General features: G+C 52.0%; 24 protein-coding genes. 10 read left to right on the forward strand and 14 right to left on the reverse strand.

Going from position 1 to position 23359, the window contains the following annotated elements:
- The first annotated feature begins 28 nt into the window (after positions 1-28).
- Positions 29-1534: a potassium/proton antiporter gene (locus RQP18_RS10900; protein WP_342387706.1), complete on the forward strand. Its 1506-nt coding sequence runs from the start codon at positions 29-31 to the stop codon at positions 1532-1534.
- A gap of 13 nt (positions 1535-1547) precedes the next feature.
- Entirely contained in the window at positions 1548-2156 is a 609-nt protein-coding gene (locus RQP18_RS10905) for a hypothetical protein (RefSeq protein WP_342387707.1), read from the forward strand.
- Between the two features lie 53 nt (positions 2157-2209).
- Here the strand turns inward: RQP18_RS10905 and RQP18_RS10910 are convergent, their stop codons facing one another.
- From RQP18_RS10910 to RQP18_RS10920, 3 genes are all read right to left on the reverse strand, one after another.
- Positions 2210-2626: an OsmC family protein gene (locus tag RQP18_RS10910; RefSeq protein ID WP_342387708.1), complete on the reverse strand. Its 417-nt coding sequence runs from the start codon at positions 2624-2626 to the stop codon at positions 2210-2212.
- A 68-nt stretch (positions 2627-2694) separates the two neighbouring features.
- Entirely contained in the window at positions 2695-3915 is a 1221-nt protein-coding gene (locus RQP18_RS10915; RefSeq protein ID WP_342387709.1) for an Nramp family divalent metal transporter, read from the reverse strand.
- 55 nt (positions 3916-3970) lie between these two features.
- The gene (locus RQP18_RS10920) at positions 3971-4912 is read right to left on the reverse strand and encodes an agmatinase family protein (protein WP_342387710.1); all 942 of its coding nucleotides are present in this window, start codon (positions 4910-4912) and stop codon (positions 3971-3973) included.
- Positions 4913-5095: 183 nt separating this feature from the next.
- Here RQP18_RS10920 and RQP18_RS10925 point away from each other — a divergent pair, with 183 nt between their 5' ends.
- From RQP18_RS10925 to arsC, 3 genes are read left to right on the forward strand one after another with little or no spacing between them, the layout of a single operon-like run.
- Positions 5096-5440 carry an ArsR/SmtB family transcription factor gene (locus RQP18_RS10925; protein WP_342387711.1) on the forward strand — a complete coding sequence of 115 codons (345 nt, stop codon included), beginning with the start codon at positions 5096-5098 and terminating at the stop codon, positions 5438-5440.
- On the forward strand, positions 5440-6744 hold the full coding sequence (locus tag RQP18_RS10930) for an arsenic transporter (RefSeq protein WP_342387712.1): 1305 nt from the start codon (positions 5440-5442) through the stop codon (positions 6742-6744). The genes RQP18_RS10925 and RQP18_RS10930 overlap by 1 nt, the downstream gene beginning before the upstream one ends.
- Before the next feature lie 16 nt (positions 6745-6760).
- Positions 6761-7180, forward strand: a complete 420-nt coding sequence (gene arsC / locus RQP18_RS10935; protein WP_342387713.1) for an arsenate reductase (thioredoxin) — start codon at positions 6761-6763, stop codon at positions 7178-7180.
- Positions 7181-7215: 35 nt separating this feature from the next.
- Here arsC and RQP18_RS10940 read toward each other — a convergent pair whose 3' ends face one another.
- From RQP18_RS10940 to RQP18_RS10950, 3 genes are read right to left on the reverse strand one after another with little or no spacing between them, the layout of a single operon-like run.
- Positions 7216-9198, reverse strand: a complete 1983-nt coding sequence (locus tag RQP18_RS10940) for a TRAP transporter permease (protein ID WP_342387714.1) — start codon at positions 9196-9198, stop codon at positions 7216-7218.
- Position 9199: 1 nt separating this feature from the next.
- Positions 9200-9673, reverse strand: coding sequence for a DUF1850 domain-containing protein (locus RQP18_RS10945; protein WP_342387715.1), 474 nt, complete (start codon positions 9671-9673; stop codon positions 9200-9202).
- Positions 9663-10682 (reverse strand): TAXI family TRAP transporter solute-binding subunit, encoded by a 1020-nt coding sequence (locus RQP18_RS10950; RefSeq protein WP_342387716.1) that lies wholly within the window; start codon positions 10680-10682, stop codon positions 9663-9665. The genes RQP18_RS10945 and RQP18_RS10950 overlap by 11 nt, the downstream gene beginning before the upstream one ends.
- Positions 10683-10874: 192 nt before the next feature.
- Between RQP18_RS10950 and RQP18_RS10955 the strand changes: the two genes are divergently transcribed.
- The 3 genes from RQP18_RS10955 to RQP18_RS10965 are packed head-to-tail and all read left to right on the forward strand — an operon-like array spanning position 10875 to position 13908.
- The gene (locus RQP18_RS10955) at positions 10875-11897 is read left to right on the forward strand and encodes an NADH:flavin oxidoreductase/NADH oxidase (protein WP_342387717.1); all 1023 of its coding nucleotides are present in this window, start codon (positions 10875-10877) and stop codon (positions 11895-11897) included.
- 17 nt (positions 11898-11914) lie between these two features.
- On the forward strand, positions 11915-12820 hold the full coding sequence (locus RQP18_RS10960; RefSeq protein ID WP_342387718.1) for an acetamidase/formamidase family protein: 906 nt from the start codon (positions 11915-11917) through the stop codon (positions 12818-12820).
- Between the two features lie 8 nt (positions 12821-12828).
- Positions 12829-13908: a glycerate kinase gene (locus RQP18_RS10965; protein ID WP_342387719.1), complete on the forward strand. Its 1080-nt coding sequence runs from the start codon at positions 12829-12831 to the stop codon at positions 13906-13908.
- A 30-nt stretch (positions 13909-13938) separates the two neighbouring features.
- Here RQP18_RS10965 and RQP18_RS10970 read toward each other — a convergent pair whose 3' ends face one another.
- On the reverse strand, positions 13939-14778 hold the full coding sequence (locus RQP18_RS10970) for an aldo/keto reductase (RefSeq protein WP_342387720.1): 840 nt from the start codon (positions 14776-14778) through the stop codon (positions 13939-13941).
- Positions 14779-14966: 188 nt separating this feature from the next.
- On the opposite strand from RQP18_RS10970, the gene RQP18_RS10975 reads away from it, so the two are divergent.
- A complete protein-coding gene (locus RQP18_RS10975) occupies positions 14967-15989 on the forward strand; it encodes an ATP-grasp domain-containing protein (protein WP_342387721.1) in 1023 nt (340 codons plus the stop codon).
- Between the two features lie 14 nt (positions 15990-16003).
- Entirely contained in the window at positions 16004-17530 is a 1527-nt protein-coding gene (gene murJ / locus RQP18_RS10980; protein ID WP_342387722.1) for a murein biosynthesis integral membrane protein MurJ, read from the forward strand.
- 46 nt (positions 17531-17576) lie between these two features.
- Here the strand turns inward: murJ and RQP18_RS10985 are convergent, their stop codons facing one another.
- The 7 genes from RQP18_RS10985 to RQP18_RS11015 form a co-directional block, all read right to left on the reverse strand.
- Complete coding sequence (locus RQP18_RS10985; RefSeq protein ID WP_342387723.1) at positions 17577-18104, reverse strand: chromate transporter; 528 nt, start codon at positions 18102-18104, stop codon at positions 17577-17579.
- Complete coding sequence (locus tag RQP18_RS10990) at positions 18101-18637, reverse strand: chromate transporter (RefSeq protein WP_342387724.1); 537 nt, start codon at positions 18635-18637, stop codon at positions 18101-18103. Before RQP18_RS10990 ends, RQP18_RS10985 begins: the two co-directional genes overlap by 4 nt.
- 16 nt (positions 18638-18653) lie before the next feature.
- Positions 18654-20243, reverse strand: a complete 1590-nt coding sequence (locus RQP18_RS10995) for a gamma-glutamyltransferase family protein (RefSeq protein ID WP_342387725.1) — start codon at positions 20241-20243, stop codon at positions 18654-18656.
- 79 nt (positions 20244-20322) lie between these two features.
- A complete protein-coding gene (locus tag RQP18_RS11000; RefSeq protein WP_342387726.1) occupies positions 20323-21351 on the reverse strand; it encodes a Rho termination factor N-terminal domain-containing protein in 1029 nt (342 codons plus the stop codon).
- 69 nt (positions 21352-21420) lie between these two features.
- Positions 21421-22344 (reverse strand): AEC family transporter, encoded by a 924-nt coding sequence (locus tag RQP18_RS11005; RefSeq protein WP_342387727.1) that lies wholly within the window; start codon positions 22342-22344, stop codon positions 21421-21423.
- A gap of 15 nt (positions 22345-22359) precedes the next feature.
- Positions 22360-22647 (reverse strand): AzlD domain-containing protein, encoded by a 288-nt coding sequence (locus RQP18_RS11010; protein WP_342387728.1) that lies wholly within the window; start codon positions 22645-22647, stop codon positions 22360-22362.
- Positions 22644-23330: an AzlC family ABC transporter permease gene (locus RQP18_RS11015; RefSeq protein ID WP_342387729.1), complete on the reverse strand. Its 687-nt coding sequence runs from the start codon at positions 23328-23330 to the stop codon at positions 22644-22646. The genes RQP18_RS11010 and RQP18_RS11015 overlap by 4 nt, the downstream gene beginning before the upstream one ends.
- Between the last annotated feature and the right edge of the window lie 29 nt (positions 23331-23359).

A 23359-nucleotide genomic window follows, 5' to 3' on the forward strand; every position in this document is an offset into this window, starting at 1 on the left:
CAAATGTTAAAGGAAAAGGAGGTTTTTGATGGATGTCCACATAGACTATCCTGTTCTATTAATTGCCATCCTCCTGGTTTTAGGTGTCGTCATGACCCGATTCTCCTCGAGACTTGGCGTCCCATCCTTGGTGCTGTTCATCATCATCGGGATACTGCTCAACCAGATCATCTATTACGATGATGTGGAAATGACCCAGCTCATTGGTATGATAGCACTCGTTGTCATATTGTTTGAAGGGGGACTTCAGACGAATATCATGACAATCAGGAAAGTTGCCGGATCGGCGGTGCTGCTTGCCACCATAGGCGTATTACTTACCAGCTTCATTCTGGGCATATTTGCCTACTTTGTACTTGGGCTGGACCTGATGACTTCGATGCTGCTGGGTGCCATAGTCGGTTCGACCGATGCTGCGGCTGTATTCGCTGTATTCGGCAGCAAGAACATCAAGGAAAAGCTGTCCTCGACAATCGAGGCCGAATCGGGTACCAATGACCCGATGGCCGTATTCCTGACCGTCACCATCATTTCCGTTATAGAAATGCCAGGAGATAATAATGTTTTCCTTATGATTCTTTCCTTCTTCTGGCAGATGGGCGTGGGGCTTCTTGCCGGCATCATCATCGGCCGACTCGCGGTATTCGTCATCAACCGCATCGACCTGGAGGCTTCCGGCCTGTACCCTGTCCTCTCTTTAGGTTTTGCGATGCTCGCATTCGGTGTGACCGAAGTGATCGGTGCAAGCGGTCTGCTCGCAGTCTACATCATGGCTGTACTCATGGGCAACCGGCCGCTCACCTATAAGCATTCCATTCTGCGTTTCAACGAAGGGCTGGCATGGATGATGCAGATCGTCATGTTCATCATGCTCGGACTTCTCGCATTTCCGGAGGAGCTGCTCAACTATACTTTCCAGGGCATACTGATGGCGCTTATCCTCATGTTCATCGCCCGCCCGATTGGTGTGTTCCTTACCCTCATCGCAAGCAATTATGACTTCAAGGAAAAAATCTTCATTTCATGGGCGGGACTGCGCGGCTCGGTTCCCATCGTACTTGCGACATACCCGCTCGTCAGTGACATTGAACATGGATATCTCGTATTCAATGTCGTATTCTTCATCGTCCTGTTCTCCGCCCTCCTCCAGGGGAGTACGATCACCCCGGTGGCACGCTGGCTTGGATTTGACGAAGGGGAAACGGACACCCCAGCCTATTCTGTGGAACTGCTCGCGCTCGGTCAGACCCAGAACGACATTTACGGTATTGAACTGCCTTCACAGTCCGCCCACGAAAATGTGAAGATCAAGGATCTGGACCTGCCGACTGATGTGCTGGTGATTGCCATCATAAGAGATGATGAGCTCATCACCCCGAATGGCGACACCGTCATGCATTCCGAAGATTTCATATATGTCATGATGCCGAGGAAACTGCGTGAACGGACGGAAGCCTACTTCAGCAAACCGAGGGAAATTCCCAAACCCAGAAAAGGACGGGCAAAACCCCCGGCTGCAAAAGAGGAAAAATAGGAGGCGTCGGACAATGAAACTATTCATCATTCTATTATCCATACCACTGTTCATCACGGCATGCCTGAGTCCCAGTGATGAAACGGCAGACAGCGAACCTTCCGCAGAGGAAACTGAAGAGGAGGAGACGGAGGAAGTCACTGAAGAGGAAACTGCAGAGGAGGCACCTCCAGAAGTCACACCGATCGATGTAACGAGCGATGCCTTCATCTCCAACTTCTTTTCCGGCAACTATGAATACCGGACGATTTCCGTCCACTCGAGCTATGACTATATGGTCGATAGACTCGGAGAGCCTGCAGGCTCCGGCAGCATCGTAGACGGCACCTACTATCATTATGACCATATCGGCTTCAACTTCCCCGAGGCGGTCGGCAGCGCTGAAGATACTGCCGAACTCAGGGTGGATGGCATCGTCATTTTCCCGGAAGAGTTCTACAAGCAGGATGCCGTAGAGCATTTTGGCTGGCCGAGCAGTGATGAAGTCTCCGACTTCAGGATGTTTTACGACAGCGACGATTCTAATGGCCAGTATGTCATGCTGAAATACAACCAGGAAGACCGCATCACCGAAATCATACTGCAATACAAGGACCTTTCCGATACGGAATTCTACGATTGACGACAAAACGGCGAATGCTCATTTGAGCATTCGCCGTTTTGGTTTTCCTTGGATTATTTCAATTCCCCGTTCAGTTCAAGTCTTGTAGTTACTGTGGCATTCAATGAATTGATCGCCGAACAATACTTCTTGGCGGACAGGTCGACTGCCCGCTGGGCCACCTTTTCAGTTACATCCCCTTTTATTTTGACGATGATGTCCACATTGGTGAAGCGTTTCGGTTCCGTTTCCGCACGTTCGCCATCAATTTCAATGTCGATCGATTCCACTTTGTCCATGCTGTGGCGCATGATGACATTCAGGTCGATCCCCATGCACCCGGCCACGCCATGCAGCACCATCTCCATCGGCCGCGGGCCGCTGTCATTGCCCCCGACAGCGCTGCTCGCATCCATTGTCACTTCGTAGCCTGAGCTGTCCCCTGCAGAGCTGTAGGCCATGCCACCGGTCCACTTTGCTTTAACTATCATGTTCTCATCCTTTCAGTCGCATTTGATTCCATTATAATCGACATATCGGTCCACCGGTAAAAATCGGCTTAGAATAATGAAGAAATGGCATCCACCAGACTGTAGATTCCGAGGAATGATACGACTGCAGTCACCAGCCAGCCGACAATGTTCAGCCACAGCGGGTTGACGTGCTTTTCCATCAGATTCTTCTTATTTATGATGATCATGATCAGTATGGCTATAATCGGCAGGATCAGTCCATTCAATGCTTGGGCGAAAAGCAGTACTTCAAGCGGTTCGAACCCGATTGCCGAAGTGATGATGCCAAGACCAATGACGATGGCAAAGACAGTTTTATACTTCTTATTATCGAAACCGCCCTTCCAGCGCATAAAGCTGCTAACGGTTACAGCTGCCCCCATCGGGGAGGCGATTGCTGAAGAGAATCCGGCTGAGAAGAGCCCGATGCTGATGAACAATGGTGCGAGATCTCCCATCAGCGGCTCCAACGGGGCTGCAAGTTCCACAACACTCGTAACTTCCGTACCATGAATCAGGGCCCCGGCGGTAATGAGTATGGCGGCGGTAATGATGCCGCCGACTGTAATCGTGATGATCGTATCCATTCTGGATTCCCTCAGGCCGTCCACACTGTCCCATTTTTCGCTGACCGTGGACGCATGAATGAAGAAGTTGTATGGGACTACCGTCGTACCGATCAGGGCGATGACCATCAGAATTGAACCATTCGGAATGCCGGGGATGAACGCCCCCCTCAATATTGCCCCCAAATCGGATGCTGATACGATCATCGTCGTGATGAAGGTGATGCTCATGATGACGATGAGGACGATCATGACCTTTTCGATGATCTTGTAGCCCCCGCTCAGACCTAATATCAGGATAAGGACACCGATGATCGGCGCCACAAAGTTTTCAGGTATGCCGAACAGATAGGACACACCGAGCGACGTGCCAAGCAGGTCCCCGCTTATGTATGCAGCACAGCCTACAACTACGGCAATCATCACCAGCCATATGGACGCAAACTTCAGTATGACATTATCAAACAGTTCACGTATGTTCTCCCCCAGGCCTTCGCCTGTGACCATGCCGATCCTCGCCACCATCTCCTGAAGGACGATGGTGGCAATGATTGCAAACACAACTGCCCACAGCAATGCAAAACCGAAACCTGCACCCGCCCTCGTTGCTGTAGTGACCGTCCCCGGTCCAATAAATGATGCAGTAACGATTGCTCCTGGTCCAATCACTTTCAATTTGTCTAAAAATTTGTTTCTTGTCATATTTTCCCACCCCAATTTTAAAAATAAAAGGGAGGCTGACCTCCCTTCTATTCATTTATTTCGCATGGCCACCATGGACATGTCCTGCGAGTACGTAAAGCACCGCTGTAGAAACGAAGTGTGCAGAGTTCTGATTGGCATCCTGCTGCGGGTATACTTCCACAAAGTCCATGCCGCATACGCCCCTTTTGCCGAATTCATAGATCATCGTCACCAGTTCATGGGAAGTGATGCCGTTGCCATCAACGGGACCGCCCGGATTGAACGCAAAATCAAGCACATCACTGCATATCGTCAGGTAGACCACATCGACATCTTTGGAAGCCATGTCGTATATTTCATTCGCATAGGCTTTGAGGTCCTTGGCTTCCTTGATATCATTGATCGTCAGGGTTACAGCACCCGCTTCCTGTGCATACTTCCCTGTTTCCGGCTTGTTCCTCGGTCCTTTGATCCCGGTATGGATCAGACTCTCGTTCCGCACGCCTTCCGTTTCATACAGGCGCATGAACGGTGTGCTTCTTGCGAATTCGTCCCCTTCATGATGCGGCATATTGTCATAGTGGGAATCCAGATGGATGATGCCGACCTTTTTGCCCGTATTCGTCAGAGCCTTGACAACCGGGTAGGTGATGCCATGATCGCCCCCCAGACCGACAAGGAATTTACCGGATCTCCACAAGTTTTCGGCGAAGGACTCAATCCGATCCATTGTTCCAGGCACATCATGCGGAATGACGCTTACGTCCCCTACATCACCGAAGCTCAGATGGTCTTCGACATTGATGTGGTCGAGCTCAGGAAGATACGTACTGTATCTCGCAGAAGACAGTCTGATCTGTTTTGGTCCGAGCTCCGAACCCGTATAGTCCCCCCATGTACATGCCCCTTCCCAAGGGACGCCGTACACCAGTACATCCGTATCGTAGTCTTCCGTTTGCGTCAGATTTTTCGCCCCGAGCATCGGGGGTGTATTGCCATAAATATTCGAAACCATTCCTATTCCTCCAGTAAGCTCATATTATCCTTCCATTATATCAACATAAATACATAAATGCATTTCAATTATTGCAATATTTACTATATTTGAAAAGTATCCCTATACCATTGACCATATAACAGAACTCTTATATAATTCACCATGTTACATAATAAAATGCTTATAAGGTTGAGGTGTATCATGGAAAAGATAAAAATGGATATCGGGGAAGCTGCCGATCTATTCAAAATCATGGGCGACCGCTCAAGGCTGTCGATGGTCGCCATGATGAACAGACGCGAATGCTGTGTCTGTGATTTTACAGAGTGCTTCGAAATGAGCCAGCCGGCTGTAAGCCAGCATCTTAAAAAGTTACGGAGCATGGGGCTGATCAAGGAACGGCGGGAAGGCTACTGGACATATCTTTCCCTGAATGAAGAAAGCCCGTTCTATGACATGATTCCAGAACTCATTGCTGCCATACCCGGCATTGATGACCATATCTCATCGATGGTTGCATCCTGCAGCCGGGGAGACTGCTGCTGATGGAAAGTTCAACTGCAATCATTGCCGTCATCATTTTCCTCGTCACCCTGTTCCTCGTCATCCGCCAGCCAAAAGGGCTCGGCATCGGATGGTCGGCAATCGCCGGCGCGCTGGTCGCACTGCTCTTCGGTGTCGTCAGTTTCGGGGATGTCGCCACCGTGTGGGGCATCGTATGGAACGCCACACTGACATTCGTTGCGGTCATCCTCATTTCCCTTGTGCTCGATGAGATTGGATTCTTCGAATGGTCGGCCCTACATATGGCGCGTTTCGCCAAAGGTAACGGATTGAGGCTTTTCATCTATATCATCCTGCTCGGCGCCATCGTCGCCGCCCTCTTTGCCAACGATGGCGCGGCACTCATACTGACACCGATTGTCCTGGCGATGGTCAGGAACCTGAACTTCACGGAGAAGATGATCATGCCGTTCATCATGGCCAGCGGATTCATCGCGGATACCGCCTCTCTCCCATTTATCGTCAGTAACCTTGTCAACATTGTCTCTGCCGATTTCTTCGGCATCGGATTCATCGAGTATGCTTCGCGCATGATTGTGCCGAACCTGTTCTCGATACTGGCGAGTATTCTCGTCCTTTATCTGTTCTTCAGAAAGAGTCTGCCGACAGATTATGACCTGTCCGAACTGAAGGCGCCCCATGAAGCGATCAGGGACCATCGGATGTTCTCATGGTCCTGGATCGTCCTTGCCCTGCTGCTCGTCGGATATTTCCTCAGCGAGCCGCTCGACATACCGGTATCCATCATTGCCGGCATCATTGCCCTGTTCTTTGTACTGATGGGCAGGAAAAGTGAAGCGGTGCCCGTCACACAGGTCATCAAAGGGGCGCCATGGGATATCGTCTTCTTCTCCCTCGGCATGTATGTCGTCGTCTACGGGCTGCAGAATGCCGGCCTGACAAGCCTGCTCGGCCAGTTCATCGGTGCAGCCGCCGACCAGGGACTGTTCGTCGGAACGATGGTGATGGGCTTCACCGCAGCCATACTGTCCTCTGTGATGAACAACATGCCGACGGTCATGATTGATGCCCTCGCAATTGCCGAATCCGGGGCCCAGGGGCTTGTAAAAGAAGGGCTCGTCTACGCCAACGTCATCGGTTCGGACCTCGGTCCAAAGATTACACCGATCGGTTCACTGGCCACACTGCTGTGGCTCCATGTGCTCAAGAAGAAAGGCATCCATATTTCCTGGGGATACTACTTCAAGATAGGAATCATCCTGACTATCCCCGTGCTCTTCATCACCCTGTGCGGCCTTTACATCTGGCTGCTCATCATTTCATAAATAAAGGAGTTTTAACATGTCAAAACCCATCGTATATTTCCTATGTACCGGTAACTCTTGCAGAAGCCAGATTGCCGAAGGATTCGGACACAAGTATCTGGATGACCAGTACGAAGTCCATTCCGCCGGCATCGAAGCCCACGGTATGAATCCGAAGGCAGTACACATCATGGAAGAGGCCGGTGTCGATATCACCAGCCAGCAGTCCAGCATCATCGATTCGGATCTGCTCAACCGTTCCGACTATGTCATCACCCTGTGCGGCGATGCCAATGACAACTGTCCGATGACCCCGCCACATGTCACCCGCATGCACTGGGGATTCGAAGACCCGGCACGCGCCACCGGCACAGAAGAGGAAATCCACGCTGTTTTCGAGCGCGTCAGGGACGCCATCGAGGAACGGATCATCCAATTCAAAAATGAAGGCAAGTAAAAAGGAGGCCCAAAGGCCTCCTTTTTTGATGGCTGCTACGCCACCTGTTCTGTTCTTTTCCATTTTACATAGTTCATCGCAAGAATCAGGATGGCAACTCCAACCCCGATGATGTCCGTATATGTTTCCGGTACGATGAGCAACAGTGCCGTGATGATCAGGATGGCTCTGAAAACGACATTGATATGTGTTTTGAAAAAGCCTTCGAGTGCTGCCGACAATGCAAGCAGACCGATCAGTGTGGTGGCGACGACAATTGCAACATCCATGAATCCGGCAAGCGGATACTCCCTCGCATTCGTCATCAGTCCTTCAGTATCCACGAGCAGCAGTGCCGGCTCATAGATGAACAGGAATGGGATCAGGAAGCCTGCAATCGAGAGTTTCAGCGCCTGGAAGCCCGTCGTCATCGGATTCCCTCCGGATACACCGGCGCCTGCGAACGCGGCAAGTGCCACAGGCGGCGTCACATTGGCAAATATGCCGAAGTAGAATACGAACATGTGCGCAAGCAGGATTGGAATGCCGAATTCCGCAAGTGCCGGCGCCGCCATCGTCGCCGTGATGATATACGCAGGAATGGAAGGCAGCCCCATTCCGAGCACCATGGACGCAATCATTGTAAAGAACAAGGTCAGGAACAGCGATCCGCCACCCAGACTTGCGATGGCAGAAGTCATGACCGCCCCGAAGCTTGTAAGCGAAACGACGCCGATGATGATGCCGACCACCGCACAGGCGATCATGACGGATAGTGCTTGCTGGGCACCGACCGCCAGCGCTTCAAATACCTCTTTGACCGACATGCGCGTCGTCTTCCTCAGCGTTGCGATAACGACTGTCAGCAGAAGCGTGTAGATTGCAGCCCTAGGAATCGGGAAGTTCATATACAGCATGACGATCAGCCCGACGATCGGAATGAGCAGGTGCCCCCGCTCAAGCATGACTGCCTTGACCTTCGGCAGGTCTGCACGTGGAATGCCCTGCAGATTGCGCTTGCCCGCTCGATAGTGCACCTGCATGATGACGGCAAAGTAGTACAGCACGGCAGGAATCAGTGCAGCAAGTGCAATCGTACCGTAGTTGATGCCGGTCGTCTCCGCCATAATGAAGGCGCTGGCCCCCATGATCGGCGGCAGGATCTGCCCGCCGACCGAGGCACTGGCTTCGACGGCTCCGGCGAAGTTCTTGTTGTAGCCGACCTTCTTCATCAAGGGGATGGTGAAGGCACCCGTACTGACCACATTCGCAACAGCCGCTCCGTTGATGCTCCCCATGAAGCCGCTGGAGACGACGGCCACCTTGGCCGGTCCACCCTTGTTGGCGCCTGCAAGGGCCATCGCCAGATCATTGAAGAACTGGCCCATGCCCGATTTCTGAAGGAACGCACCAAACAGGATGAACAGGAAGATGAAGTTGACGGAAGCCCCGATTGCAGTCGAATAGAGCCCTTCCGTCTTCAAATACAGCTGGCCGAAGATGTCTCCAAGGTCAAACGGCCGTGTCATCATCATGTTAGGCATGAAATCAAGGTGGCTGATGAATGGATAGAGCAGGAAGACGAGTGCCAGTATCGGCAGGATGATGCCCGTTACACGCCTTGCCGCCTCAAGGATCAGCAGGACGGTCAGTATTGCCATGATAATATCGAGTGTATTCGGTATGCCTCCGCGTTCAACCACAATGGCCTGGTATTCGATGATGATGTATCCTGCCGTCGCCAGGCTCAGTGCAGCAAGAAGCCAGTCATAGACCGGCAGTTTCCTCCTGTCCTGCTTCTTGAATACAGGATAGAGCATGTAGACGAGTGCCAGGCCGACCGCGACGTGTACAGCCCTCTGCTGCAGTGCGGGCATGGGATTGAAGACCATGTAGACATGGAAGAGCGAATAGAGTATGGATACGATCGTGACAATCCAGACGACCGATTTCCTGTCGAACTTCCTCGTTGCAGAATCTTTGTCGTACTTTTCCAGAACTTCCTGTGTTTCCGGCGCAACTTGTGGTTCTTTTGTCATATTAACCTCCTGTTATCCGCTGTATCAGCGATGTATTTACGAATTTCATCTCAAGCGCAGTATTCGCTTCGTAAAACTCATATAATGGATATTCCTTCTGGTTCTGGATGATTGTGGTCTCCACATTTTCCGAAACATTGAGATAGAGCGTCTTATATGTATCGTTGACTGTAAACTTCACAAACCCATCTTCCGTCAACTCGGGTGCACTTTCCGATTCGTGGGGCACGCCTGCACCAAAAGTCTCAAAATATGTATCCGTCAGCAGAAAAGCGTCCGCCTCGACCTCATAGATCTCATACCATTCCGACTTTTCGATGGAGTGGATCCAGTGCAGTTCAAATGTCTCATCGGGCAGATATCTGGCATCGTACCCTTCCGCCTCAAGCTTTATCATACGTTCCGGAAAGAAGAATATAAAGAGGAGCACCATTAGAATGCTCCCCGTCAGTATTGCCTTGATCTTATTGTTCATCGTAGTAGCGCTGTGCTCCCGGATGGATGTCGATGACTGCACGATCCTGGGCGTTTTCCAGGCTGATGTCCTCGGCTGCCTGATGGGCATTGGACAGACTGTCCAGGTTTTCGAACAGGTACTTCGTCAATTCATAGACATCATCTTCACTGAGGTCCTCCCTGACTACGAGTGCATTCATGATGGCAGCTGTCGGTACCGCTTCTTCATTGCCATATGTGTCTGCCGGAATTTCCAGTGACTCGAAGTATTCCGCATCTTCTGAAAGTGTGTCCACCGCTTCCCCTTCAATCGGTACGATCTTCAGGTCTACGGAATTCTGAAGTTCCATGACCGAAGCATTCGGCAGTCCGCTCGTCAGGAAGGCAGCATCAATCTGTCCGCCCCGCATCGCTTCTGCCGCTTCGGCATAGCCCAGGTAATCGACTTCCATATCATCATATGTCATACCGTGTGCCTCAAGGATGGAGCGCGTTGCAATCTCGACGCCCGAGTTCTGGTCACCGACCGCCACACGCTTGCCGGCCAGATCCTCTATGCTGTCGATGCCTGCACCTTCAGTAGTGATGACCTGCACATAGTTCGGATAGAGCGCTGCAACCTGCTGCACATTTTCAATCGGTTCGCTGAATGTCTCCTCACCGTTGACGGCCTGGGTGAGTGCATCACTCATTACAAATGCCATCTCGACTTTTTCCTCTCCAAGGAGGTTCAGGTTCTCAGCGGAAGCTCCTGTCGTCTGTGTACGGGAATTTACATCAAATTCACTGCTGTACCCCTCTGCCAGCGTCGTTGCAATAATATTATAAGGACCGGATGACCCACCTGTCGCAATCGTTACGATGTTCGTCTCAAGGCTTGCAGATCCACCTTCGGATGATTCCCCTTCCGAAGATTCACCCTCTTCAGCTGTCTCCGTCTCACCTTCACCCTCTCCGCCACCGTCTCCACAGGCGGAAAGTATGAGTCCACAGCCCAGGACCACTGCCAGATATTTCTTGAATTCCATTTCTCGACCCCTCCTTCTTCATTTAATAAAAGTATATCAGAACGCCATGTTGATGAAAACGTTTTATTTACAATTGCCTTAATATTTGGCAATTGCTTCCGCCCTGTTTATTTTTAACTTTCCCGGATCTTTATCTTTGAATTTTCACTTTATTTGAATAACAATGGACTTAACGAGAAAGGGAGGATTCTGATGATATCATTATTTGAACCGTATGCATTAAAAGGATTGGAATTGCGCAACAAAGTTGTCATGGCACCGATGTGCCAGTACAGTGCCGTGGACGGCATTCCGGATGAATGGCATTTCACCCATTACACTTCCCGTGCAGTCGGAGGCACCGGGCTGATCATGATGGAGATGACGAACGTCGAAGCGAGGGGCCGTATCACGGACCATTGTCTCGGCATATGGTCCGATGGACATGTCCCCCACTACAAGCGCATCGTCGATGCCTGCCACCGTCATGGGGCCAAGGTCGGCATCCAGCTGGCCCATGCCGGAAGGAAGGCAAGGGACACGGAGACGCCAGTTTCAAGCTCCCCCATCGCTTTCAATGATGACTTCAAGACGCCCCATGAGCTGTCCACCGAGGAAGTCGATGAAATCATCGATGCATTCAGATGGGGTGCTGCAAGGGCGGTTGAAGCCGGCTTCGATACGATTGAACTGCATGCAGCGCACGGCTACCTGATCCATCAGTTCCAGTCTCCCCTGACAAACAGTCGGACGGATGAGTATGGAGAGGACCTGAGTCTCTTCGGGCGCAGGGTCATCGAAGCAGTGAAATCCGTCATGCCTGAAGAGATGCCGCTCATGCTGAGGATATCTGCTGTGGAATTTGCAGAAGGCGGATATGATCTGGACCATGGCCTCTGGCTGTCAGAACAGTATGGGACAGCAGGTGTGGATATGATCGATGTCTCTGCCGGTGGCGAAGGCAAACCGTCGGAGGACCGGTTCCCGGGGGCATATCCGGGCTATCTGGTCCCATACGCAAAAGCTGTACAGGATGCGACCGGTCTTCCGGTCATGGCAGTCGGCCTGCTGGAAGATGTGAACCTGGCGGAACACGTCATCGCTTCCGGCGAAGCGGACCTTGTCGCAATCGGCCGTGGACTGCTCCGCGATCCCTATTGGGTGCTGAATGCAGCACGTGAAAGAAAGCCGGAGGATGATTCCTTCATTCCCGAGCAGTATGGACGGGCTTACTAGAATCATGGAGGCGAAAAATGAAACACTCACTGGATAGATCACATTTCTATTATGCAATGTCGAAGGATAATGGAGCTGCGCTGGAGGTGGGGCTTGGGGACACGGTTGAGATAGGAACACATGACTGTTTCCAGGGACAGATCACCTCCGAGGATGCTGTACTCGATTCGGTCGACTGGGACCGGATCAATCCTGCCACGGGCCCCATATATATTGAAGGCATCAGAAGAGGCGACGTACTCAAAGTGACGATCGAGGACATTTCCCTCGAGGAACGGGGCGTCATGCTGACCGGACCTGGGCTCGGGGTCATGGGAGATAGGATGGAAGGAATGGAGGCGAAGCTGTTTGATGTCGATGCTGCAGACGGCCGTGTTTCATTCAACGGCCTCGAGCTGCCGCTGAATCCGATGATCGGCGTCATCGGTGTCGCCCCGGAGGGTGCGCCGGTCAACAATGGCACACCCGACCGGCATGGCGGCAATATGGACAGCAAAAAGATCACTACAGGCGCCGACCTTTACTTTCCCGTTTTCCATGATGGTGCACTTTTCGGACTCGGTGATGTCCACGCCAAAATGGGAGATGGTGAAATCAGTGTCAGTGGACTCGAAATCGGCGCAAATATCACGGTGACATTGGACAAGGCGCATAATATGGCCACCCGGCATCCGGTCGTCATCGATGCAGATGGCATCTACATGATGGTTTCACATGAGAGCCTGGACATGGCAGTAGAGGAATCCGTCAGGCAGATGATTGCACTGCTCCATCCCCACACCGACCTGAGCCTATCGGAGATCACCATGCTGATGAGCCTTGTCGGTGAAACACAGGTCAACCAGGTCGTGGATCCGCTCAAGACGGCGCGGTTTTTCGTACCAAAACCCGTGTTGGATCACTATAAAATTTCTTTCGAATAGGGTGAATTATGAAGATAGTGGTGGCACCAGACTCATACAAAGGCACACTTGATCAGTACGAAGCGGCGAGGGTAATGGTAGAAGGGCTGGAAGAACAGGGGCATTCCTGTATCATGAAACCCATGAGTGACGGCGGAGACGGGCTGCTCCATTGTTTCCGGAGTGAAGGATACGACAGGATCATCGTCAATGTGACGGGGCCTGAAGGTAACACTGTCGAAGCGGCATATTACATGAAGGACGGCACTGCCGTCATAGAAACGGCGGAAGCATGCGGCCTCCACCTCATCAAAGGATCCCATCCGCTCGACAGGACGACATTCGGCGTGGGAGAGCTGCTCATGCATGCCGTGGACCAGGGAGCGGATCATATCATATTGGGGCTCGGCGGTTCGGCGACAAACGATGGTGGATATGGAATGTTCATGGCCCTGGGGGGCGCTGCCATCGATGAAGCGCACCTCCCTTTAGGCGTCTTCAACAGGGATATTTCAAAGGTTTCGGAGCTGAATGCCCAATCACTGCGCAGATTTGACGGAATCCGTCTGACCATCGCCTCCGATGTCACCCATCCGCTTCTCGGCTCCGAAGGGGCTGTCCGTACTTTCGGCCCCCAGAAAGGCATAGATGAATCGGATCTTGACCGCTTTGAAGGCATGCTTGTCCACCTTTCAGAAAAAGCGGCCGATGTGTTTCCGGCGAACCATGCAGACACTCCAGGTGCCGGGGCCGCCGGCGGACTCGGGTGGATGCTCCTCAATATCAGTGCAGAAATGCAGGCCGGCGGTGAGTTGGTCGCTGAAATGATCCGCCTTGAAGCGGAGATCAGGCAGGCGGATGCCGTCATCACTGGAGAAGGGAAAAGCGACCGGCAGACCCTTGGCGGCAAAGCGCCATCCGTTGTAGCGGACCTTTCAAAAAAGCACGACAAACCATGCCATCTGATATCCGGACAGATTACTGAGGACCTCTCCGACTACTTTGTCGGCACATATGCGCTCGTGGAGAGGGATGAGGATGTGAAAAAGGTAATGGCCGATACCCCTTTTTATTTGAAAGAGAAGATGCAGGAAATATTTCCAGCATGAAAACACTGCCCGGAGAAACCGGGCAGTGTTTTATTCGTCAAAGCTGAAATTGTCAGGGTTCTTGCCCATCCGCTGATTGGAATCGAGACTGTCGATCTTCTCCATGTCCGCCCCGCTGAGTTCGAAATCGAAAATATCGATATTCTCCTGGATGCGTGAAGGGGTCACGGATTTCGGAATTGTCGATACACCGTTCTGAAGATCCCATCTGAGGATGATCTGTGCCGGCGTTTTGCCATGCTTCTCCACAAGCTGTTGGATGACCGGTTCTTCGAACAGCCCCCCGCGTTTCAGCGGTGCCCATGCTTCCAGCTGGATATCATGCGCCTTGCAGAAGGCGTGCATTTCCTTCTGGGCCAGATGCGGGTGGTATTCCAGCTGGTTGAGCATCGGCTTGACACGGCACATTGCAAATATGCCCTCAAGGTGCTGCCGGTGAAAATTGCTCACCCCGATCGCCTTCACCCTGCCTTCGTCATAAAGCTTCTCCAGCGCCTTCCATGCTTCTGTATATCTGCCCTCTATCGGCCAGTGGATGAGATAGAGATCCAGGTAGTCGAGACCGAGATTATCCATGCTGACCTCAAATGCCCGCAGGGTTTCCTCATAGCCCAGATCGTCATTCCATACTTTCGTCGTTATGAACAGGGAGTCCCTCGGCACATCAGAAGCTCTGATCGCTTCGCCCACGCCCTTTTCATTGCCATAGAAGGAGGCAGTGTCGATATGCCGATAGCCTGCTTCGATTGCAGCCAGCACGGCATCCTTCACCTGGCTGCCATTCTCTGCCTTGTATACACCGAGCCCGATGAAGGGCATTTTCACCCCGTTGTTCAGAGTATACGTATCATTCACGGAAATTGTCACCATAGCTCAATCCTTTCGTCATCTGTCATTCGTTGCTGCCACCATCATATTACTTTTCCACTCTACATATCAAACAGATTACAAATACTACATTTGCATTCATAAGACCCTTCATATCTGTTAAAATATATGATAAGTCAATCTAATCATATCTGAAAATTACAAGAACGTGCACTTAAGGAGATTTTTAAATGAGTACAATAAATGTATTGGTGACCGGCATAGGCGGTCCCATAGCCCAGGGGCTTATCCAGGGTTTGAAGAAGAGGCAGGACGTTACGGTAATTGGTGTCGACCGGCGCACGGTGACAGCCGGCCACCAGTTCTGCGACCGCACATACCAGGTGCCGCGCTATACCAATGTGGACGCCTATCTTGACAAGTTGAAGGAGATTATTGAAAAAGAGTCAATCGAGATCATCTTCCCCTCCCTGCATGAAGAGGTCAACATATTCCATGAACACCGCGATGCGCTCAAACCGCTCATCGCCCTGCCGACAAGCAATGACTTTGACGTACTGATGCACAAGGAACATGTATACCAGAAGCTCGAATCGATGGGGCATGGCAAATACATACCGAAGTACAGTGGTTTCAACACGGAAGAGGAACTCAAGGAAATAAACTCCTTCCTGTTCAAGGAGGACTCGCATTTTGTAGTCAAGACGGTCGACAGCTATGCCTCTTTGGGCTTCGCCATCCTGACCGACAAGAAAAATTACCTGGCGGCTCTGAAAAACGGGAAAAAGCACACCGTCGACTTTGAAGACTACTGCAAGATCATCGACCCGTCCGAACGCAAGCTGGCGATGGAGCTCATCAATGGCCAGGAGTACAGTGTCGACGTCTATCTCCATAAGGGGAAAGTCGTCGTCGCTGTCCCGCGGGAACGCACAGGCGTCTCCAACAACATCGTCCTCGACGGCAAGGTCGTCAATCACGAGGATCTAATCCGTGCCTCCAAAGAGATTACCGAAAGCCTCGTGGAGGATGGCTTCATCAATATACAGTTCATGGAAAGCGACACCGGCTATAAGCTCACCGATATCAATCCGCGTTTCTGCGGCAGTCAGGTCATGAGCCTCGGTGCCAACGTCAATTTCCCTTCGCTGTTCATCGAATATCTCCATCTCGGAAATGAAATACCTGTAGAACCCATATGGAACACACGTATGCTCAGGTTCAGAGATCAGATATTCGTACATGAAGAATGAAATAGTGTGATGATATGAAAAAAGCAGTCATTCTACTGATGGTGCTCACCATCGTCTCCAAAGTCTCGGGATTCCTGAGGGATCTGACGCTGGCATACTTCTATGGCGCTTCGGAGATCAGTGACGTCTTCCTGCTCGCCATCAGCATCCCGACCATCGTCTTCGGAGTGATTGCCGCAGGCATCTCTACGGGATATATCCCGCTCTACTCACGCATCGAAAACAAACTTGGAGAACGGGCCGGCATAGAGTACACGAACAACCTGATCAATGTACTGATGGTCCTCACAACAGTCCTCGTTGCGCTTGCCCTGGTCTTCACCGAATACCTGGTGAAGATATTCGCAATCGGATTCGAAGGGGAGACGCTCGCACTCGCAGTGATGTTCACCCGCTTCAGCATTTTTGGTGTCTATTTTACAATCATCATCCGCATTCTGAGCGCTTACCTGAACTATAAAAAGATATTTGCCGTACCTTCGCTGATCGGCATTCCGATGAATCTGGTGCTGATCGCCGCCATCGTCATCAGCAGCAGGACGGAGTGGATCTATGTACTCGCCATGGCGAACGTCATCGCCCTGTTCATACAGTTCCTCATCATCGTCATCGTCGCATACAGGTATGCCTTCAGATTCCAGGCTGTGTTCCAGCCGAAAGACAGGCACATCAAGGAGATGGCCGCCCTCGCCTTCCCGGTCATACTGGGTTCCAGCGTTTCCCAGATCAACCGGCTGGTGGACCGTTCACTGGCTTCCTGGATATCAGTCGGGGGCATCTCCTCCCTCAACTATGCCAATACGATGAATACCGCTTTCCTCGGGATATTCGTCTCCTCGTTCGTGACGGTCTTCTATCCGGACATCTCCAGGAAAGCCGCAAAAGGCGATATGGATGGCCTGAAATATACGATGAATCAGACGATCATCGGCGTATTGCTGCTGATCATCCCCGTGACGGCGGGTGCCCTGGCATTCGCCGAACCGATCGTCCGCTTCCTGTTCGGCCGGGGCGCATTCGATGAGACGGCAGTCGCACTCACGACTTCCGCCTTCTTCTTCTATTCCATCGGCCTGATCGGAACCGGCGTCAACCTGATTCTGACCCGCGTATTCTATGCCCTGCAGGACACGAAGGCCCCGATGATCAATAGTGCAATCGGCATGGGCATCAATGTCGGCCTGAACTTTGCGCTCGCTCCCCTGCTCGGCATCGGGGGGCTTGCCCTGGCTACAAGCATCTCCGCCCTGATCACAGTCATCCTGCTCACGCAGGGGCTCCGCAGGAAGCTCGGCCGCCTGAACCTGACGAAGCTGGTGCCTTCGACCCTGAAGATAGTCATGGCAGCAGGCGTTTCAACACTCATCGCCCTCACGCTGTACAGTGCATCTGAAGCTTCGCTCGGACCGAACATCAGCCTGATCATCGCGCTGGCCGTAATGGTGCTGCTGTATTTCACTGCAGTGTATCTATTGAAGATTGAGGGTGCCGACATATTCATCAAAGGCATCATGAACCGGCTCAGAAGAAAAAGGAATTAGGATCCCCGGATCCCAATTCCTTTTTTCTATGTCAATATTCATTCTCCTAAAGGAGCAATGCACCATAGACCAGCCCGAAAATGATGACCAGTGCAGGATGGACATTGAACTTCGTCAGCATGAAGAAGCTAGCCACGATCAGTATGATGGTGTGCAGGCTGCCTGAATCCGTGAAGGAATTGCTGAAGAAGTCATATGCGATGAGGCCGAGCAGAATCGCAATGACCGGACGGATCAGCGTCGTCAGCGTCTCGAACTTCTTCGTTCCCTTCAGCCTGTACAGAAGCCCTGCAAGTAATACCATGAGCATCAGGGACGGCATCACCGTTGCAGTGACCGCCACCACCGAACCGAGGACGCCTCCGACTTCGAATCCGATGAAACCGGCCATCTTGGTCGCTATGGGGCCGGGCAGTGCGTTGCCCAGTGCCAGCACTTCCGCAAACTCCTGGGAGTCCATCCATTCATAATTCTGCACCACTTCCTGCTCCACCAGCGGAATCGAAGCCGGCCCCCCGCCGTAACCCAGTATGCCTGGGATGAAGAAGGCGAGAAATATCTGCAGATAGATCATATGCGTCCCTCCTTCCTGAAGAGGCTGAATACCACGATGATGAGGATGATGATGGCCGGGTGGATTTCAAGCACTGCCAGAAGGACGAAGGCAACGAGCGTGAACAGTATGATGAACTGCCACGTCGTCCGCGCCTTTGCCTTGGCCAGGAATTCATAGGTCAGTATGAACAGCATGACGCCGACCACCGGCATGACACCATGGCTCATCCCCTGGACCCATTCGAGGTCCTTGAATTCGGTGAACAGCTTCAGCAGGATGATCATCAGTATGATGGTCGGCAGGATTGTTGCGAACACCGCATTGATAAGCCCCAGCCATCCTTTCTGGAGATATCCGATATAGCCGCCGAGCTTTGTCGCTATCGGACCCGGCAGTACGTTCCCGATCGCGAGTGCGTCCTGGAAGGCTTCATCCGTCATCCACTTGTGCGTATCGACGACTTCCTTATGTACAAGGGGTATGGAGGACGGCCCCCCACCATACCCGAGCATGCCTACTTTGAAAAATACCCAAAAAATTTTAAAATGCATCATCTTCTCCTAGTATCTAGTATATGGATATTGAGCCATCCGTCCGGGATTCGGTGCCACCGATCAGGGCACCGTCCTCCCCCCGTATGATGACCTGCCCCCGTCCGAAGCTGTTCGGTTCGAGGTTCACACTGATCTTATGCCCACGCCGTGCGAGTGCCCGGGCGATATCCGGATCGAACCGGTCCTCGACCTCGACGTCCATGCCGGACTTGAACTGCCACCTCGGGGCATCGAGCGCACTCTGCGGGTTCATATGATAGTCGATCAGGTTCATCGCCACCTGCAGATGCCCCTGTGGCTGCATGAAGGCCCCCATCACGCCGAACGGACCAAGAGGACTGCCGTCTTTCGTAATGAATCCGGGGATGATCGTATGGAATGGCTTCTTGCCGCCCCCGACAAAATTGGCGTGGTTCTCGTCCATCGAAAAGTTGTGCCCCCTGTTGTGGAGGGCGAGCCCGGTTTCCGGAATGACGACGCCGGAGCCGAATCCCATGTAGTTGCTCTGGATGTAGGAGACCATGTTGCCTTCGCCATCCGCCGTCGCAAGATAGACTGTGCCACCCTCTGGCAGATCGCCATGCTTCCTCAGTTCCGCCTCTTCCGTGATTTCACCGCGGCGCGCTTTCAGATACGACTCATCGAGCAGGTCGGAAACACCCACTTTCATATGGGCGGGGTCCGCAACATATGTCGTCGTGTCCGCAAATGCCTGCTTGATGGCTTCGATCTGGTGATGGTATGTACACGCGTCCAAAGACCCGAACGCATCATCCTTCAGCATGCCGAGTGCCATCAGTGCAGTGACGCCCTGGCCATTCGGTGGAATCTCGTGGATTTCATGCCCCTTGTAGCTGATACTGATCGGTTCCACATAATCCACCTCGAAATCTTCAAGGTCCTCATGGGAGAGAAGTCCGCCCGTTTCATTGCTGTACTGGATGATCCTATCCGCTAGGACCCCTTCATACACGCTTTTCCCGTCAGTTTCCGCAATGTCCAGAAGCGTTTCTGCATGATGCGGCAATGTTTTTATCTCACCTGCCGAAACGGTGCCGAAGACGTCGAGCCATGGTTTGATCTCCTCGAAGTTTTCGGCTTCCCTGCTGTAGTTGTCGTAGGCAGCCTGCCAATATTTCGCTGTAACGGGTGTAATCGCAAAACCTTCCCCTGCGGCACGGATGGCCGGCGCAAGCACTTCCTTCAGCGTCAGGTTGCCAAAGTCCTTGATGAGCGTCGCCCATGCCTTCGGCACCCCCGGCACATTGACCGGCAGCCAGCCGAATTTCGGCATCCCGCTGAATCCCCGCTTGCGGATCTCCTCCATGCTCAGCCTGCGTGGTGAACGTCCACTGGCGTTCATCCCATGCAGCTTGCCGTTCATCCAGGCGATCATGAAGGCATCGCCGCCGATGCCGTTGCTCGTCGGTTCGACGACCGTCAGGGTCGCCGCCGTGGCGATGGCTGCGTCCATGGCATTTCCGCCCTGCTTCATCACCTCTATTCCTGCTTCCGTGGCCAGTGGATGGGTCGTTGCCACCATGCCGTTTTTGGCGTATGTACTGAAGCGCCTGTTCATATATGGATAACTGTAATGGTTCATGTCTGTTCCCCTTTTTTGAAATTTTCAATCAATTTTCGATATAAATAAGTCCTGCTCTGTTCACAGGACCTGGCTTTATTCATCTGCCGCAGCATTTTTTATATTTCTTCCCACTGCCGCATGGACATGGGTCGTTCCTGCCGACCTTGACCTCCTTGACGACGGTCTGCGTCTTCAGTTCCGACTCCTTATGCCCCCGGTATTTGAAGTGCCGCGTGTTTTCCACAATGCCGGCAATCATATCGAAGAAACCGCGTTGCGCTTCCACATTGCTGAATTCTACATTCAATGTCATCAGATACTGAACGATTTCATCACGTTTCGATCCCTGCATGATGAGCTGGAGCAGAGAGATGTAGATGCTGTGGTGCTTGCCTGCAGGCACATCCACATTGCTCTTCACCCATTCCTTCAGCTGTCTGTGGTGTTTCGATTCGTCAATATAGTTCGGGTCGCTGAACTTGATGAACTTTGCGAACTCCGGTTCATAGTATGGTCTATCCCCCTGCAGCTTCCGGACCATTTCATACTGGGCATAGTTCATGTCGTCGATGACGATCTGCCTCTTGTCCTGGTCGATGGAGATGTCGTACGGAGATGTCTCGAGGAATTCCACGATCTCTTCTGCCGTCATGTCCATACTGTAGTACTTCCTGAAGAGATGTATGAGCTGGTCGAAGCTGACGATGCCGTACAGGTGCAGTGCCGCGCGGACGAGATTGAGCTTGCGCTGGATTTCCAGGCGCGTTTCACGATTCTCTTCGTTGTCAGCTTCGCCGAAAAGCTGCGGCACCCCTTCTGCTATGAAGAAGCTGTCCTCATGCTCAGGGTCTTCAAACGCATACCCCATGATATACAGGCCGAAGATGTCTTCCAGATTGTAGTACTCCTCCGGGTGGTCGGCGGAACTCCGCCATGTCCCGAAAGAGCGGTCATCTATATATTTGTAGGCATATGTCGCCGTCTCGGCATTATACTGCCGCTCCATGATCGCATCGATCAGCTCATCCTTTTTATACTTGGAGAAATTTTTGACTGAGATTGTGCGGGCCAGACGTTTCAGATCGTTCATATTATAATCTTTCAAATAGGTTTTTGCATTTTCCATATTAGAAAAACTCCTCGCTCCTGATTCTCCACCCTATTTTACCATATCGCCCCCTCGATTGATAAATAATCAGAATATGGCCAGGGCGATGTAGATGACGCTGGAAACCGTCAATGCACTCAGCAGTGTGCTCATCATGACGATTTCAGCTGCATACTCCGGATCATCACTGTATTCCTGGGCGATGATCGAACTGTTTACGGCAGCCGGCATGGCTGCAGTAATCAGGATGGCCTGTGCCACCACACCTTCCACATTGAAGAGCAGCAGCAGACCGAGTGCCAGTGCCGGACCGATAATGAGCCGGCCCAATGCACCGACCAGGGCACTCCATCTGAGGCGTCTGAATTTTATGCCTGCAATCTGTGCCCCCAGGATGAAGAGGACAAGACCGATCATCGCACTTCTCATATAGTCCAGTGATGTTTCGACGGGAGACGGTACTGATATGCTGAAGTAGTTGAAGGCGAGACCCAGCACCAGACCGTAGAATATCGGCATCTTGAAGTAGCCGAGCAGAGCCTTCGTCCGGCCGACATTCTTCGCACTCAATGAGAATATGCCGTAGGAGAAGGCGAACATGTTCTGGAAGACCACGATCATCACCTGGATGCTCATTGCGTAGGGATCGCTCCTGAAAACGAGATCATTCACCGGCACACCATAGTTGCCGGCGTTATAGAACAGGTTGGAGTTTGTAAACAGCACGGTCCTGTCCCTGCTGAGCCCGAGAAGCCGCGCAATCAATTTTGCGATGACGAAGGAGGCGGCTGCATAGAGGATCAGGAAAAGCATCACATTGATGAGCAGTGCAAAGTCGATGGACGACTCGTACAGGCTCATGAAAATGAAGGCCGGCATCACATAATGGATGCTCAGCTTTGCCAGTGTCGACCGGTCGAGACTGAATTTGAGCTGGATGACATAGCCCGTTGCCACGATCAGTCCGATGGGCAGTATGATATTTATAAAGATAAAGATGAATTCATTCATTTTAATGGCGTCCTTCTATAGCATGATGATGTATACGAATATAATGCTTCCCAGCACGATGAAGAAGAGCGGCACCCGGAGTACCGCCAGTATGATTGCGAATATGCCTCCAAGCACGCCGTAGACCGGCTGCTCCACCGCCGTAAGGATTCCGGGAAAAATCAGTACCCCGAGAGCAGCATAGGGTATATAATTCAAATATGTAACAATCCATTCCGGCAGGGAGAACTTGCCCACGATAAATGCCGGCAGTATGCGTGTTATGATGGTGACAGCAAAAAGAGCGACGATGAGCAGTATCAATTGAATACCTCCAGTCGTTCAAGAATGACACCAAGGAGTGCGGCAAGCAGGATGGCAGCAACGATGGCGATGCCTGAAGGCACAAACGGGATGGTGCCGAGGACATAGTGCATCACCATCCCAAGGGCGGCAACGATGCCGTACTTGTAATGGACTCTGACGGCCGGTATGAGCAGCGCGATGAACAATGCATAGAGGGCGATGCCGCTCGCCAGGATCACCCCTTCACTCATCCATTCTCCGGCCAGATAGCCGACTGCGGAAAAAGCCACCCAGAAGGCGTAGGCGATGAAGAACGTGGCGAAGTAGTTTGTGAATGTATGCTGGTCTTCATCATTGTTCGCAGTGACCGCGAACGATTCATCCGTCACGTAGGATGACAGGAGCAGCCGCTTCAGGAACGACTCGTGCTTCAGGTCGTAGTTGACCTTGAACGCCATTACAAAGTGCCTTGAGTTGAGTATGAATACCGCAATGACGATGGCCAACGCCCCGCTTGAGGTGAGCATCTGGAGTGCCAGAAACTGGCTGGCGCCCCCGTACACCATGAAGCTCATCAGCACCGTTTCGAAAAATGAGAGCAGCGGTTTTGCAGTGATTCCGAATGCGACCGCAACGGGAAGGTATCCCATGCCGATCGTCATTCCATCCATGATGGATCTCTTGAAAGCTGTTTGCGTCACAATATCACCACATTTATAATAATAAAACA

Origin of the sequence: Salinicoccus sp. Bachu38, assembly GCF_038561955.2 — a bacterium.
GTDB lineage: Bacteria > Bacillota > Bacilli > Staphylococcales > Salinicoccaceae > Salinicoccus > Salinicoccus bachuensis.